Source organism: Pseudomonas sp. 39004 (assembly GCF_028682155.1).
Classification (GTDB): Bacteria; Pseudomonadota; Gammaproteobacteria; order Pseudomonadales; family Pseudomonadaceae; genus Aquipseudomonas; species Aquipseudomonas capeferrum.
Window position 1 is genome coordinate 1 of sequence record NZ_JANIAG010000034.1, and the last position, 13,008, is coordinate 13,008.

A 13,008-nucleotide genomic window follows, 5' to 3' on the forward strand; every position below is an offset into this window, starting at 1 on the left:
AACAACACCGGTTTTTCCACGCGGGCCATCCACCATGGCTATGACCCGCAGTCACACGGTGGCGCATTGGTGCCGCCGGTGTACCAGACCGCCACCTATGCCTTCCCCACCGTCGAATACGGCGCTGCCTGCTTTGCCGGGGAAGAGGCGGGGCACTTCTACAGCCGCATCTCCAACCCGACGCTGGCTTTGCTGGAACAGCGCATGGCATCACTGGAGGGGGGCGAGGCGGGGCTGGCGTTGGCGTCGGGCATGGGGGCCATCACTTCGACGATATGGACCCTGCTACGGCCGGGCGATGAGCTGATCGTCGGGCGTACGCTGTATGGCTGTACGTTCGCCTTCCTGCACCATGGCATCGGCGAGTTCGGGGTGAAGATCCATCACGTCGACCTGAACGATATCAAGGCACTGAAGGCGGCAATTACCAGCAAAACACGGATGATCTACTTCGAAACCCCGGCCAACCCCAACATGCAACTGGTCGATATCGCAGCGGTGGCCGACGCCGCGTGTGGGCATGACTTGCATATCGTGGTCGACAACACTTACTGCACCCCTTATTTGCAGCGGCCGCTGGAAATGGGCGCAGACCTGGTGGTGCATTCGGCGACCAAGTACCTGAGCGGCCATGGGGATATCACGGCCGGCCTGGTGGTCGGGCGTAAGGCACTGATCGACCGGATACGCCTGGAAGGGCTGAAAGACATGACCGGTGCAGTGCTGTCGCCGCACGATGCGTCGCTGTTGATGCGCGGGATCAAGACCCTGGCCCTGCGCATGGACCGCCATTGCGCCAACGCCCAGCAAGTGGCGGAGTTTCTCGCGAGCCAGCCGCAGGTCGAGCTTATTCACTACCCAGGGCTGCCATCGTTTGCCCAGCACGCGCTGGCCCAGCGCCAGATGCGCCTGCCGGGCGGCATGATTGCGTTCGAGCTCAAGGGCGGGATCGAAGCAGGGCGGCGGTTCATGAACGCCTTGCAGCTGTTCGCGCGGGCGGTGAGCCTGGGCGATGCCGAGTCGTTGGCGCAGCACCCGGCGAGCATGACGCATTCCAGCTATACGCCACAGGAGCGGGCGCACCATGGCATCTCGGAAGGGTTGGTGCGGTTGTCGGTAGGGTTGGAGGATATAGAAGACCTGATCGCTGATGTCGAGCAGGCGCTACGTGTCTGTACCCAGGCGGCATGAGGGCGGCGGAAGCTGTGCCCTGTGCCTTGGTCTTTAGCTCAGGAGCATCCTCACTGCGTTGGTCATTTGGCCAGCGCATCTTTGAAGGAGTATCTCCATGAAGACAACAGTGAACTACAGGCTGGACATTCGCCGTGGCGGTGGTGACGACGATGAGGGAGGCCAGTCGTGGCGCAAGCCTTGAGCTGAAATGAAAAACCCTGCCTCGGCAGGGTTTTTCATCGTTGTTCCAAAAAATGGATACAAGAAAAAGGCCTCTCGCGAGGCCTTGTTTCATTTCAGGGTATCAACGCTTGAGCCCGTAGCTCTCATCGAGCATACCCGGCGAGTTCGGCGTTTTTGGCGCGTAGTCGCGGGGCACTTCGGCGGTGTCCTTCGGCGGGGTAAGCCGGTCACGAGGGCCCTGGGCCGCTTCGGAGTGCAGGGCGGCCAGCAGGCGTTGGCGTGTCACGTCGTCGAGGGCCAGGGTGTTGGCACCATCGGCCAGGTGATCCTGGACATCCTGGTAGCTCTGGGTCAGTTTCTTGACCAGTACGGCGGTGCTGTTGAAGTGGGTGACCACTTCGTTCTGGTAGCTGTCGAAACGCTGCTGGATGTCGTCCAGCTGACGTTGCGTGCTGCTAGGCGCGGCATTGGGCAGCAGGCGGGCCACGACGAAACCAACCACCACGCCGATGACCAGGGCCAGGGTCGGCAACAACCAAACAAGGAGCGAGAGTTCCACGAGTCCTTCCTCTATAAACGGCTTTGCTTTACGTTAACGGCTCAGACCTGCGCTGTATACCGCGAGCGATCGCAAATCAGAACAGAATTCCTCACCTAGACGAATCGACCCTTCCCGAGGTCACGGAGTAGTGCCTTGCTTGTCCGCGAAACCCCTTTGTTCATCGACGGCCCTTGCGGCCAGTTGGAAGCCTTGTACCTGGATGTGACCGAGGCCCGCGGCGCGGTGCTGATCTGCCACCCCAACCCGGTCCAGGGCGGCACCATGCTCAACAAGGTGGTTTCGACCCTGCAACGCACGGCGCGTGACGCCGGTTACGTGACCCTGCGCTTCAACTACCGTGGCGTGGGTCAGAGTGCCGGCAGCCACGACATGGGCGCTGGCGAGGTGGCCGACGCCGAGGCCGCCGCAGCTTGGCTGCAGGCCAAGCACCCAGGGCTGCCCGTGGTGCTGATGGGCTTCTCGTTCGGTGGCTTTGTCGCCACCAGCCTGGCAGGGCGCCTGGAAAGCGCAGGCGTTGCGCTGCAGCATCTGTTCATGATCGCCCCGGCGGTGATGCGCCTGACGAGTGAATTCCCGCCGCCGCAGCGCTGCCCGATCACGCTGGTACAGCCTGACAGCGACGAAGTCGTCGATCCGCAGTTGGTTTACGAATGGTCTGACGCCCTGTCGCGCCCCCACGAGCTGCTGAAAGTGGCAGAATGCGGACACTTCTTCCATGGCAAGCTGACCGATCTGAAGGATCTGCTGCTGCCGCGCCTTTCGAATTGAGCCAAGCCTGAATAAGCGAACACCCATGACCACGCGCATCCTTACCGGTATCACCACCACCGGCACCCCGCATCTGGGCAACTACGCCGGCGCCATCCGCCCGGCGATCCGCGCCAGCCAGCAACCCGGTGCCGATTCGTTCTACTTCCTGGCCGACTACCACGCCCTCATCAAGTGCGACGACCCGCAGCGCATCCAGCGCTCGCGCCTGGAAATCGCCGCGACCTGGCTGGCCGGTGGCCTCGATCCGGACAAGGTGACCTTCTACCGCCAGTCCGATATCCCCGAAATCCCCGAGTTGACCTGGCTGCTGACCTGCGTCGCGGCCAAGGGCCTGCTCAACCGGGCGCATGCCTACAAGGCCTCGGTGGACAAGAACCTGGAAACCGGCGAAGACCCGGATGCCGGCGTGACCATGGGCCTGTACAGCTACCCGGTGCTGATGGCCGCCGACATCCTGATGTTCAACGCCCACAAGGTGCCGGTTGGCCGTGACCAGATCCAGCACGTGGAAATGGCGCGTGACATCGGCCAGCGCTTCAACCACCTGTTCGGCCAGGGCAAGGACTTCTTCGCCCTGCCTGAGGCGGTGATCGAGGAGAGCGTGGCGACCCTGCCGGGCCTGGATGGTCGCAAGATGTCCAAGAGCTACGACAACACCATCCCGTTGTTCACCAGCGCCAAGGACATGAAAGACGCCATCTCGCGCATCGTCACCGACTCGCGCGCACCTGGCGAAGCGAAAGACCCGGTCAACGCCCACCTGTTCACCTTGTTCCAGGCGTTCTCGACGCCGGCACAATGCGCCGAGTTCCGCGAAGAGCTGCTGCAGGGCCTGGGTTGGGGTGAAGCCAAGCAGCGGCTGTTCCAGCTGCTGGACGGGCAACTGGCCGAGAAGCGTGATCACTACCACCAACTGATATCGCGCCCCTCGGACCTGGAAGACATCCTCCTGGCCGGCGCCGCCAAGGCCCGCAAGACCGCCACGCCGTTCCTCGAGCAACTGCGCGAGGCTGTTGGCCTGCGCTCGTTCCGCAGCAGCGTGCAGGCCGGCACCGAAGTCAAGAAAAAGGCAGCCAAGAGCGCGCGCTTCGTCAGCTTCCGCGATGAGGACGGCAGCTTCCGCTTCCGCCTGCTGGCCGCCGATGGCGAGCAACTGCTGCTGTCGCGCAGCTTCGCCGACGGCAAGAGTGCGGGCGCTGTGAGCAAGCAATTGCAGCAAGGCGGCGAGGCCGATGTGCGTGTCGAAGGCCTGGGCTTCAGCCTGTGGCTGAACGGCGAGCAGGTTGCCGACGGGCCGCAGTTCGCAAGCGCCGAAGCCCGAGATGCTGCCGTTCAAAGCCTGCACGAGGCGCTGGCGCCGCAGCAGGACTGAAGCATTCGACTGTAGGAGCGGTTGAGCGTGCGGCCTGAGAGACAATGGCCGTATGTATGATTGCCATCAAGCGGGTCTGTCGCTACAGTGACGGCCCGTTTTTTGTTGCCTCGCTAACGAAATCATGACGCCCCTAGAACGATATCAAGCAGATCTGAAACGTCCCGACTTCTTCCATGATGCGGCGCAGGAGACTGCGGTGCGTCACCTGCAGCGCCTCTACGACGACCTGGTCCAGGCGCAGAACAACAAGCCGGGCATGTTCGGCAAGTTGTTCGGCAAGAAGGAGCAGACGCCGGTCAAGGGCCTGTACTTCTGGGGCGGCGTAGGCCGTGGCAAGACCTACCTGGTCGACACCTTCTACGAGGCGCTGCCGTTCAAGCAGAAGATGCGCACGCACTTCCACCGCTTCATGAAGCGTGTGCACGAGGAGATGAAAACCCTCAAGGGCGAGAAGAACCCGCTGACCCTCATTGCCAAGCGCTTCAGCGACGAAGCCAGGGTGATCTGCTTCGACGAATTCTTCGTCTCCGACATTACCGATGCGATGATCCTCGGCACCCTGATGGAAGAGCTGTTCAAGAACGGCGTGTCCTTGGTGGCGACCTCCAACATCGTGCCGGACGGCCTGTACAAGGACGGCCTGCAGCGTGCGCGCTTCCTGCCGGCCATCGCCATGATCAAGCAGTACACCGACGTGGTGAACGTCGACAGCGGCGTCGACTACCGCCTGCGTCACCTGGAGCAGGCCGAACTGTTCCACTTCCCGCTCGATGACGCCGCGCAGCAGAGCATGCGTGCAAGCTTCAAGGCGTTGACGCCGGAGTGCACCCAGGCCGTCGAGAACGACGTGCTGATGATCGAGAACCGCCCGATCAATGCCCTGCGCACCTGCGACGACGTCGCCTGGTTCGACTTCCGCGCCCTGTGCGACGGGCCGCGCAGCCAGAACGACTACATCGAACTGGGCAAGATCTTCCATGCCGTTCTGCTGAGCAATGTCGAGCAGATGGGCGTTGCCACCGATGACATCGCCCGTCGGTTCATCAACATGGTCGACGAATTCTACGACCGTAACGTCAAGCTGATCATCTCGGCCGAGGTGGAGCTGAAGGACCTGTACACCGGTGGCCGGCTGAGCTTCGAGTTCCAGCGTACCTTGAGCCGGTTGCTGGAAATGCAGTCACACGAGTTCCTGTCGCGCGCGCACAAGCCCTAAAGGCAGCGGCAAGCTTCGAGGTTCAAGCGGCAAGAAAAAGCCAGAGCAAGCCGCATGTTTCTCTAGCTTTTTCTTGCCGCTTGCCGCTTGCCGCTCAGGAAGCCTTTCAGGCTTCCTGCACAAACTGCTGCCGATACTGGTTCGGCGACAGTTCGGTGTGCTGGCGGAATAACCGGGCAAAGAAGCTGGCATCGTCGTAGCCGACCTCGTAGCTGATGGTCTTGATGCTCTTGCGCGTGCTCGACAACAACCCCTTGGCCGTCTCGATGCGTAACCGTTGCAGGTAATGCAGCGGCTTGTCGCCCGTCGCACCCTGGAAGCGGCGCATGAAGTTGCGAATGCTCATGCCATGGTTGCGGGCGACGTCTTCGAAGCGGAACTTGTCGGCGAAGTGCTCTTCCAGCCAATGCTGGATCTGCAGGATGATCAGGTCCTGGTGCAGCTTCTGCCCACCAAAGCCCATGCGCCCCGGGGTGTAGTTGCGCTGCACTTCGTAGAGGATATCGCGGGCCACGGCACGGGCCACGTTGGCCCCGCAGAAACGCTCGATCAGGTAGATGTACAGGTCGCAGGCCGAGGTGGCACCGCCGGCGCAATAGATGTTGTCGGCATCCGTCAGGTGCTTGTCCTGGTTCAGCCGGATGTTCGGAAAGCGCTCGGCGAAGTTGGCGAAAAAGCGCCAGTAGGTCGTCGCTTCCTTGCCATCGAGCAGGCCGGACTCGGCCAACCAGAACACACCGCTGGCTTCGGCACACAGCACGGCGCCGCGGGCATGCTGTTCACGCAACCACGGCAAGACCTGTGGATAACGCTGCATGAGGTTGTCGAAATCGTCCCAGAACGCCGGGAGGATGATGATATCGGCATCGTTCAGGCTGCCGTCGACCGGCAGTTGGACATTGCTGAAGCTGTCCACGGGCTGGCCGTCCGGGCTCACCAGGCCAATCTCGAACATGGGCTGCAAGCCCAGGCCCAGCTGCTTGCTGTAACGCAGGCTGGCGAGGTGGAAGAAATCCTTGGCTTGCATCAAGGTCGAAGCGAACACCTTGTCAATGGCCAGGATGCTGACGCGCCGCAGTGAAGCGGTGGGTTGGGTAAACATCATTTGTCATTGTTCTTATAGGGTAGAGTGGTCAATCACCGGCTGGATCGTCTTATGTTTTTTGTCCAGCTGCAAGCTTCAAGCTACAAGCTCCAAGAAAACAGGCCAGTGCACACCCGCTCTGTCTTGCAGCTTGAAGCTCGCTGCTTGTCGCTTTGATCAAGGCGCCGGGTTGGGCTGGTCCTGATGAATCGCTTCGATCGCCGCCAGCAGTTCATCGCCCAGGTTCAGTTCCAGGCTCTTTAGGTTGCTCTGCAGCTGCACCAGGTCGGTCGCACCGATGATATTGCTGGTCACGAAGGGCTGCTGGGTGACGAAGGCCAAGGCCATCTGCGCCGGGTCCAGGCCATGCGCCTGCGCCAGTTGCACATAGCGGCTGCAGGCCGCCACGGTCTGTGGGTTGGAGTAGCGGGCGAAGCGGCTGAACAGGGTCAGGCGGCCGTTCTCTGGCCTGGCGCCGTTCTCGTACTTGCCCGAGAGCATGCCGAATGCCAGCGGCGAGTAGGCCAGCAGCCCGCACTGCTCGCGGATCGCGATTTCCGCAAGGCCGACCTCGAAGCTGCGGTTGAGCAGGTTGTACGGGTTCTGGATCGACACCGCGCGCGGCCAGCCGCGGGTTTCTGCCAGGTGCAGAAACTTCATGGTGCCCCACGGCGTTTCATTGGACAGCCCGATGTGGCGGATCTTGCCCGCGCGCACCTGCTCGTCGAGCACCTCGAGGGTTTCTTCCAGCGGGGTGAACAGGTCTGTGCTCAGGTGCTGGTAGCCCAGCTTGCCGAAGAAATTGGTGCTGCGCTCGGGCCAGTGCAACTGGTACAGGTCGATGCGGTCGGTCTGCAGGCGCTTGAGGCTCTCGTCCAGTGCCGCGACGATGTGCTGGCGGTTGTGCTTGAGTTGGCCATCGCGGATGTGGCTGATGCCGTTGCCGGGCCCGGCGACCTTGCTGGCCAGGATCCAGTCGTCGCGATCGCCATGCTGGCGGAACCAGTTGCCGATGATGCGCTCGGTGGCGGCGTAGGTCTCGGGGCGGGGCGGCACCGGGTACATCTCGGCGGTGTCGATGAAGTTGACCCCGGCGGCCTTGGCCATGGCGATCTGTTCAAAGGCCTGGTCCTGAACGTTCTGCTCACCCCAGGTCATGGTGCCCAGGCACAGGGCGCTGACGCTGAGATCGGTACGGCCGAGCTGGCGGTATTCCATCGGGAAGTGTCTCCTTGGCAAAGAAGCCCATAAAAGCAGGTTGAAATTTTTCGCGCAATCTGGATAATTCGGACCCTCTCCGTGTGGAGGGAGTGATGCACCACCACGCAGGAAGAACCCCGTCGAACATGGGCGTGCCCGACCCGAGCCCCCAAAAGCGTCTGTGTTCGGCTGCGCGCTTGCCCTTGGCAAGCTGTGCACTATCCAGTAAGATTCGCCGTCTATTTTTCGCTGGGCGGCCTCTGAGGCTTTAGAGAATGAAAACTTTTACTGCTAAACCGGAAACAGTAAAGCGCGAGTGGTTCGTAGTCGACGCCGCTGGCCAGACCCTGGGTCGTCTGGCTACCGAAATCGCTAGCCGTCTGCGTGGCAAACACAAACCAGAATACACCCCTCACGTTGACACCGGCGACTACATCGTCGTCATCAACGCCGAGCAAATTCGTGTGACTGGCGCCAAGTCTTCCGACAAAATGTACTACTCCCACTCCGGCTTCCCAGGCGGTATCAAGGAAATCAACTTCGAGAAGTTGATCGCCAAGGCCCCTGAGCGTGTTATCGAAACCGCGGTCAAAGGCATGCTGCCGAAGAACCCGCTGGGTCGCGACATGTACCGTAAGCTAAAAGTGTACGCGGGTGCTGCTCACCCACACACTGCTCAGCAGCCTCAAGAACTGAAGATCTAACGGGATAGTTCATTATGTCGGCGACTCAAAATTACGGCACTGGCCGTCGCAAGACCGCAACCGCTCGCGTTTTCCTGCGTCCGGGTACTGGTAACATCTCCATCAACAACCGTTCTCTGGACGTGTTCTTCGGCCGCGAAACCGCTCGCATGGTTGTTCGCCAGCCGCTGGAACTGACCGAGACTGTTGAGAAGTTCGACATCTACGTCACCGTTGCTGGTGGTGGTGTCAGCGGTCAAGCCGGTGCGATCCGTCACGGTATCACCCGCGCTCTGATGCAATACGACGAAACCCTGCGTGCCGCTCTGCGTCGTGCTGGCTACGTCACCCGCGACGCTCGTGAAGTTGAGCGTAAGAAAGTGGGTCTGCGTAAAGCGCGTAAGCGTCCTCAGTACTCCAAGCGTTAATACCGCTTCGGCAGTCGAAAAAGCCCGGTTCCTTTGGAACCGGGCTTTTTTTATGTCTTGAACTAACCTGTCAGCATGTCCGTGACGGCTTACCGCATAGACGCAGATCAAGCAAAGCGAGGGTTGTAGCCCGTAAGTGGGTAATCACCTTGTCAGTGTGTGGATTTGTTTCTTACCATGGCGGCCAATTTTTAGTGCCACAGACATTACCTAAGTACAGGCCTGATTCAACAGGCCAAGCAAGCTGATGGGAGAGGACTGAATGAGTAATGACGGCGTCAACGCAGGCCGGCGCCGCTTCCTCGTAGCCGCGACCTCTGTGGTCGGGGCGGCGGGGGCAGTGGGGGCTGCGGTACCGTTCGTGGGGTCATGGTTTCCCAGTGCCAAGGCGAAAGCCGCAGGTGCACCGGTGAAGGTCAATATTGCCAAGGTCGAGGCCGGGCAGCAGATGGTGGCCGAGTGGCGTGGCCAACCTGTGTTCATCGTACGGCGAACGGAAGAGATTCTCGGAAACCTCAAGAAAATCACCGCAGACCTGTCCGACCCCGAGTCGAAGGCCTCGGTGCAGCCGACCTACGTCGACCCACAGGTTCGCTCGATCAAGCCGGAAATACTCATTCTCGTCGGCCTGTGTACCCATCTGGGGTGCTCGCCGACGTTCCGCCCGGAAGTGGCGCCCGCCGACCTCGGTCCGAAATGGGTGGGTGGCTATTTCTGCCCTTGCCACGGTTCCCACTACGACCTGGCTGGCCGTGTCTACAAGTCGCAGCCGGCGCCTCTCAACCTGCCAGTGCCCCCGCACTCTTATGAGTCGGACGACATCATTGTCATCGGCGTCGATCAGGAGAACGCATGATGAGCAAGTTCATGGACTGGATTGATGCGCGCTTCCCCGCCACCAAGATGTGGGAAGACCACCTGAGCAAGTATTACGCGCCCAAGAACTTCAACTTCCTGTATTTCTTCGGCTCCCTGGCGTTGCTGGTGCTGGTCAACCAGATCGTGACCGGTGTGTGGCTGACCATGAGCTTCACGCCCTCGGCGGAAGAGGCCTTCGCCTCGGTCGAGTACATCATGCGTGACGTCGAATATGGCTGGATCCTGCGCTACCTGCACTCCACCGGTGCTTCGGCGTTCTTCATCGTGGTCTACCTGCACATGTTCCGCGGCCTGCTCTATGGCTCTTACCAGAAGCCGCGTGAGCTGGTCTGGCTGTTCGGCATGCTGATCTACCTGGCGCTGATGGCAGAGGCCTTCATGGGTTATCTGCTGCCGTGGGGGCAGATGTCGTACTGGGGTGCCCAGGTGATCATCTCGCTGTTCGGCGCCATCCCGGTGATCGGCGATGACCTCACCCAGTGGATTCGCGGTGACTACCTGATCTCCGGCATCACCCTGAACCGCTTCTTCGCCCTGCATGTGGTTGCCCTGCCGATCGTCATCCTTGGCCTGGTAGTGCTGCACATCCTGGCCTTGCACGAAGTGGGTTCGAACAACCCCGATGGCGTCGACATCAAGAAGAAAAAGGACGAAAACGGTATTCCGCTGGACGGTATCCCGTTCCACCCGTACTACACCGTAAAGGACATTGTCGGCGTGGTGGTGTTCCTCTTCGTGTTCTGTGCCGTGGTGTTCTTCTTCCCGGAAATGGGCGGTTACTTCCTGGAAAAACCGAACTTCGAGCAGGCGAACGCGTTCAAGACGCCGGAGCACATCGCGCCGGTGTGGTACTTCACACCGTTCTACGCGATCTTGCGTGCGGTGCCTGACAAACTGATGGGCGTAATCGCCATGGGGGCCGCGATCGCCGTGTTGTTCGTGCTGCCTTGGCTCGACCGCAGCCCGGTGCGCTCCATGCGCTACAAGGGCTGGATCAGCAAGCTCTTCCTGCTGGTGTTCTGCGTGTCCTTCGTCATCCTCGGTGTGCTGGGCGTGCTGGCGCCGACGCCTGGCCGCACCTTGCTGTCGCAGGTGTGCACGGTGTTGTACTTCGCCTACTTCCTGCTGATGCCGTTCTACACAAGGCTCGAGAAGACCAAACCGGTTCCGGAAAGGGTGACTGGCTGATGAAAAAGTTGATTGCAGTATTTTTGCTGGCAGTGATGCCTGCCTTTTCCTTCGCCGCAGAACATGGCCTGGAGCTGGACAAGGTTGACATCGACCTGACCGACAAGGCGGCCATGCAGGATGGCGCGCGTACCTTTGCCAACTATTGCATGGGTTGCCACAGTGCCAAGTTCCAGCGCTACGAGCGGGTGGCCGACGACCTGGGTATCCCGCACGAGCTGATGCTCGAGAGTCTGGTCTTCACCGGTGCCAAGATCGGCGACCACATGCAGATCGGCATGCGCCCCAACGACGCCAAGACCTGGTTCGGGGCCGCGCCGCCCGACCTGACCCTGGTTGCCCGGGTGCGTGGCACTGATTGGCTGTACACCTACCTGCGCAGCTTCTATGAGGACCCATCGCGCCCTTATGGGGTGAACAACAAGGTGTTCCCTAACGTTGGCATGCCCAACGTGCTGGTTGGCCTGCAGGGCAACCAGGTGGTTGGCTGCAAGCAGGTGCAGAGCGTAGTCGATGGCAAGAAGCAGTTTGACCCGCTGACGGGCAGCCCGCTGACCCATGAAGCGTGTGACCAGCTGACCATCACGCCGAATTCCGGTACCCTGACGACCGAGCAGTTCGACGAGAAGGTCAAGAACCTGGTGACCTTCCTGGCCTATTCGGCCAACCCGGTCAAACTGGAAAGCCAGCGCATCGGTACCTACGTGTTGCTGTACCTGGCTTTCTTCTTCGTATTCGCCTATTTGCTCAAGCGTGAATACTGGAAGGACGTGCACTGATCACGCAGTAATTTCTGGTAGTTGAACGCGCCCGGGGGGCTCTGGCAGGTTTGCCAGGGTGCCCCGGGCGCGTTTTCATTTTGAGTGTTACGAGCATCCCGTACGAGGAGGCGCTACATGGGCGCAACCAACAGGTTAGCCTGCTATTCCGACCCCGCTGATCACTATTCTCATCGGGTACGCCTCGTGCTTGCCGAGAAAGGCATCAGCGTGCAGATCATCGACGTCGACCCTGGCCGCCTGCCGCCCAAGCTGGTCGAGGTTAACCCCTATGCGAGCGTGCCGACCCTGGTCGACCGCGACCTGGCGTTGTATGAGTCGACCGTGGTGATGGAGTACCTCGAAGAGCGTTATCCGCATCCGCCCTTGATGCCGGTGTACCCTGTGGCGCGTGGCAACAGCCGCCTGCTCATGCATCGCATCCAGCGTGACTGGTGTGCCCTGGCCGATACGGTGCTCGACATGCGCAACAGCGATGCTGCCCGCGCCGAGGCGCGCAAGGCGTTGCGTGAGAGCCTGACGGGGGTCTCGCCGCTGTTCGGTGAGTTCGCCTGCTTCATGAGTGATGAGCAAAGCTTGGTCGACTGTTGTCTATTGCCCATACTCTGGCGTTTGCCGGTAATGGGTATCGAATTGCCGCGGCAAGCCAAGCCGCTGCTGGATTACATGGAGCGACAGTTCGCCCGCGAGCCTTTCCTGGCGAGCCTGTCCTCCGTTGAACGTGAAATGCGCAAGCTTTAAGGAGCTGTTGATGAACTCCAGTCGCCCCTATCTGGTTCGAGCACTGTATGAGTGGATCGTCGACAACGATTGCACGCCCCATATGCTGGTCAATGCCGAGTATCCGGCAGTCCAGGTGCCTCAAGGTTTTGCCAGTGATGGTCAGATTGTCCTGAATATCTCGCCCAGTGCCGTGCGCAGCCTGCACATGGATAACGAGGCAGTCAGCTTCGAGGGCCGCTTCGGCGGTGTTGCCCACACGCTGTACGTGCCGATTGGCGCAATCCTCGGTATCTACGCCCGTGAGAACGGCCAGGGCATGGTCTTCGAGTTGGAGCCGTCGCTGATGGAAGGCGAGGAGCTGGAAGACGATGATGTCGAGCCGGATGATGATGGCCCGCCAGAAGGCGGTGGCCAGCCGCCGCGCCCGACGGGGCGGCCAAGCCTGAAAGTGGTCAAGTAACAGAAAAGGCGATCCAACCGGATCGCCTTTTTATTTGCAGCGCGCCTGCGATTACAGGTCGCTGATGGTGCGTACCTGGTCTTTGTTGATGCGGGTGCGCTTGCCGTCGAGTTGCTGGAACTCGTAGAAGCCGGAGTCCTTTTCGAACTTCGGAGCGTCGACAGCCTGGATTTCACGGCCGTCGTTCAGGGTGATCAGGCTTGGGGTGGAGCAGCCAGCCAGGGTGGCGAAGGTGCCAAACAGCAGGGCAGGCAGCAAAAGCTTTTTCATGCGGTGTTTCCTGGGTATCTGGAAGGATTGGAGC

Annotated in this window: 15 protein-coding genes; 11 read left to right on the forward strand and 4 right to left on the reverse strand. The window is 60.7% G+C overall.

Annotation, left to right across the window (positions count from 1 at the left end; all coding sequences use genetic code 11):
* The coding region (locus NP534_RS08590; protein ID WP_274098462.1) for a methionine gamma-lyase at nt 1-1,191 on the forward strand (1,191 nt) is incomplete at its 5' end.
* 286 nt (nt 1,192-1,477) lie between these two features.
* Here NP534_RS08590 and NP534_RS08595 read toward each other — a convergent pair.
* Nucleotides 1,478-1,915, reverse strand: coding sequence for a YhcB family protein (locus NP534_RS08595; RefSeq protein ID WP_027593992.1), 438 nt, complete (start codon nt 1,913-1,915; stop codon nt 1,478-1,480).
* Between the two features lie 135 nt (nt 1,916-2,050).
* Between NP534_RS08595 and NP534_RS08600 the strand changes: the two genes are divergently transcribed.
* The 3 genes from NP534_RS08600 to zapE all read left to right on the forward strand — a co-directional run bounded on the left by NP534_RS08600 (nt 2,051) and on the right by zapE (nt 5,280).
* A complete protein-coding gene (locus NP534_RS08600) occupies nt 2,051-2,686 on the forward strand; it encodes an alpha/beta hydrolase (protein ID WP_274098463.1) in 636 nt (211 codons plus the stop codon).
* Nucleotides 2,687-2,711: 25 nt separating this feature from the next.
* Nucleotides 2,712-4,061 carry a tryptophan--tRNA ligase gene (locus tag NP534_RS08605; protein ID WP_274098464.1) on the forward strand — a complete coding sequence of 450 codons (1,350 nt, stop codon included), beginning with the start codon at nt 2,712-2,714 and terminating at the stop codon, nt 4,059-4,061.
* A gap of 124 nt (nt 4,062-4,185) precedes the next feature.
* Complete coding sequence (zapE, locus tag NP534_RS08610; protein ID WP_274098465.1) at nt 4,186-5,280, forward strand: cell division protein ZapE; 1,095 nt, start codon at nt 4,186-4,188, stop codon at nt 5,278-5,280.
* Nucleotides 5,281-5,386: 106 nt separating this feature from the next.
* On the opposite strand, the gene NP534_RS08615 is transcribed toward zapE, so the two are convergent.
* Nucleotides 5,387-6,307 (reverse strand): GlxA family transcriptional regulator, encoded by a 921-nt coding sequence (locus NP534_RS08615; RefSeq protein ID WP_274098477.1) that lies wholly within the window; start codon nt 6,305-6,307, stop codon nt 5,387-5,389.
* Between the two features lie 234 nt (nt 6,308-6,541).
* Nucleotides 6,542-7,582, reverse strand: a complete 1,041-nt coding sequence (locus tag NP534_RS08620; RefSeq protein ID WP_274098466.1) for an NADP(H)-dependent aldo-keto reductase — start codon at nt 7,580-7,582, stop codon at nt 6,542-6,544.
* A 257-nt stretch (nt 7,583-7,839) separates the two neighbouring features.
* Between NP534_RS08620 and rplM the strand changes: the two genes are divergently transcribed.
* The 7 genes from rplM (at nt 7,840) to NP534_RS08655 (ending at nt 12,704) form a co-directional block, all read left to right on the forward strand.
* On the forward strand, nt 7,840-8,268 hold the full coding sequence (rplM, locus tag NP534_RS08625; RefSeq protein ID WP_008097538.1) for a 50S ribosomal protein L13: 429 nt from the start codon (nt 7,840-7,842) through the stop codon (nt 8,266-8,268).
* Nucleotides 8,269-8,282: 14 nt separating this feature from the next.
* Entirely contained in the window at nt 8,283-8,675 is a 393-nt protein-coding gene (rpsI, locus tag NP534_RS08630; RefSeq protein WP_033702850.1) for a 30S ribosomal protein S9, read from the forward strand.
* 262 nt (nt 8,676-8,937) lie between these two features.
* The gene (gene petA / locus NP534_RS08635; protein WP_027593998.1) at nt 8,938-9,531 is read left to right on the forward strand and encodes a ubiquinol-cytochrome c reductase iron-sulfur subunit; all 594 of its coding nucleotides are present in this window, start codon (nt 8,938-8,940) and stop codon (nt 9,529-9,531) included.
* Nucleotides 9,531-10,742 (forward strand): cytochrome b, encoded by a 1,212-nt coding sequence (locus tag NP534_RS08640; RefSeq protein WP_033702849.1) that lies wholly within the window; start codon nt 9,531-9,533, stop codon nt 10,740-10,742. Before petA ends, NP534_RS08640 begins: the two co-directional genes overlap by 1 nt.
* Complete coding sequence (locus tag NP534_RS08645; RefSeq protein ID WP_274098467.1) at nt 10,742-11,521, forward strand: cytochrome c1; 780 nt, start codon at nt 10,742-10,744, stop codon at nt 11,519-11,521. Before NP534_RS08640 ends, NP534_RS08645 begins: the two co-directional genes overlap by 1 nt.
* Nucleotides 11,522-11,638: 117 nt before the next feature.
* Nucleotides 11,639-12,262: a glutathione S-transferase N-terminal domain-containing protein gene (locus NP534_RS08650; RefSeq protein WP_274098468.1), complete on the forward strand. Its 624-nt coding sequence runs from the start codon at nt 11,639-11,641 to the stop codon at nt 12,260-12,262.
* Nucleotides 12,263-12,272: 10 nt separating this feature from the next.
* Nucleotides 12,273-12,704: a ClpXP protease specificity-enhancing factor gene (locus NP534_RS08655; RefSeq protein WP_033702846.1), complete on the forward strand. Its 432-nt coding sequence runs from the start codon at nt 12,273-12,275 to the stop codon at nt 12,702-12,704.
* A 51-nt stretch (nt 12,705-12,755) separates the two neighbouring features.
* Here NP534_RS08655 and NP534_RS08660 read toward each other — a convergent pair whose 3' ends face one another.
* Nucleotides 12,756-12,974, reverse strand: a complete 219-nt coding sequence (locus NP534_RS08660) for a YgdI/YgdR family lipoprotein (protein WP_274098469.1) — start codon at nt 12,972-12,974, stop codon at nt 12,756-12,758.
* Nucleotides 12,975-13,008: the final 34 nt, after the last annotated feature.